The 1092-nt window shown below is 65.0% G+C and carries 1 protein-coding gene; it reads left to right on the top strand.

The genetic code is table 11. The features are described 5' to 3' along the window. Positions 1 to 309: 309 nt before the first annotated feature. Positions 310 to 1092, top strand: a 783-nt coding sequence (locus ACFUJ1_RS34200; protein ID WP_378651452.1) for a protein rep, incomplete at its 3' end; no start/stop codon positions are given.

The raw sequence follows: 1092 nt of genomic DNA, 5'->3' as shown, positions 1-1092 counted from the left end.
CCCCCGGTCGTCCCGCTGGATGGAGCCAAGGCCGCTCAGGACCTCCGGGCCATCGGTGGCCGCCAGGTCTCCCGGCGCCCCCGTGGCGAAGCCTTGAGGGGGCGCCGGGCCGCCTCTGGCGGCCTGGCGGACGCCCCCCTTGGTACTACTACGGACTTTGTTTCTATCCCTGCGGGGAAAACCGGGTCTGACCAGCACGAATGCGGGAAGGGCACCGAACCGTGTTGCCGCCGCCGCCGCCGGTTCGAGATCCGTCGGGCCATCTGGACCTTCACGACGGTCAAGCGGCTCTCGGCCTGCGGACGGGTCATGGCTCAGGGCCGAGACGGCAAGGCTGACCGGGTCAAGATCCACGTCCGCGACGGGGTGGCCTACACGTCGGGGGTCTGCATCTGCGCGAACGGCTGGCTGTGCCCGGTCTGCTCGGCCAAGATCCGCGCCAAGCGGGCCAACGAGATCGCTGTCGGCGTTGCCTCGCTGATCATGTCGGGCGGCTCGGCCTGGATGGTCACCTTCACCGTTCGGCACGCGAAAGGTCACGCGCTCGCGGAACTCCTCGAAGCCCTCAACGACGCATTCCGGAAACTCGGAACCGGCGTAATGGCACAGCGGGAAAAGAAGCTCACCGGGAAAATCGGCACGATCAATTCGCGGGAAATCACCTACGGCAAGAACGGTTGGCATCCTCACCTTCACGTCATCGTCTGCTTCGACTCGGAGCCGGACGTAATGCAGCTCACGTACATGATGGCTCGCTGGCAACGGCTTTGGATGGCCTGGACGAAGAAGCACGGGTTCCCGGCAGACAAGGCTCACGGGGTCAAGTGGGACAAGGTCATGACGGCCGAAGGTGCCGGGGAATACATCGCCAAGGCTCAGGACTCCGGACGGCACATCGGAAACGAGGTCGCTCGCGGTGATCTCAAGAAAGGCAAGCTCGGAAGTCTGACGCCCTTCGAGATGGTCGAGTACCTGCTTGCGACCGGAGACGCTGCGGTCGTTGATCTCTGGGTCGAGTACGAGAAGGCGACCAAGGGCAAGTCCTGGCTCCGCTGGTCTCCCAAGCTCAAGGCCCGGCTCGGAGTGGACGAG

This window comes from Nocardia sp. NPDC057227, assembly GCF_042669725.1.
GTDB classification, from domain to species: Bacteria; Actinomycetota; Actinomycetes; order Mycobacteriales; family Mycobacteriaceae; genus Nocardia; species Nocardia asteroides_A.
The sequence above is the reverse complement of the archived record's forward strand: the minus strand, read 5'-3'. Positions and strand labels throughout refer to the sequence as shown.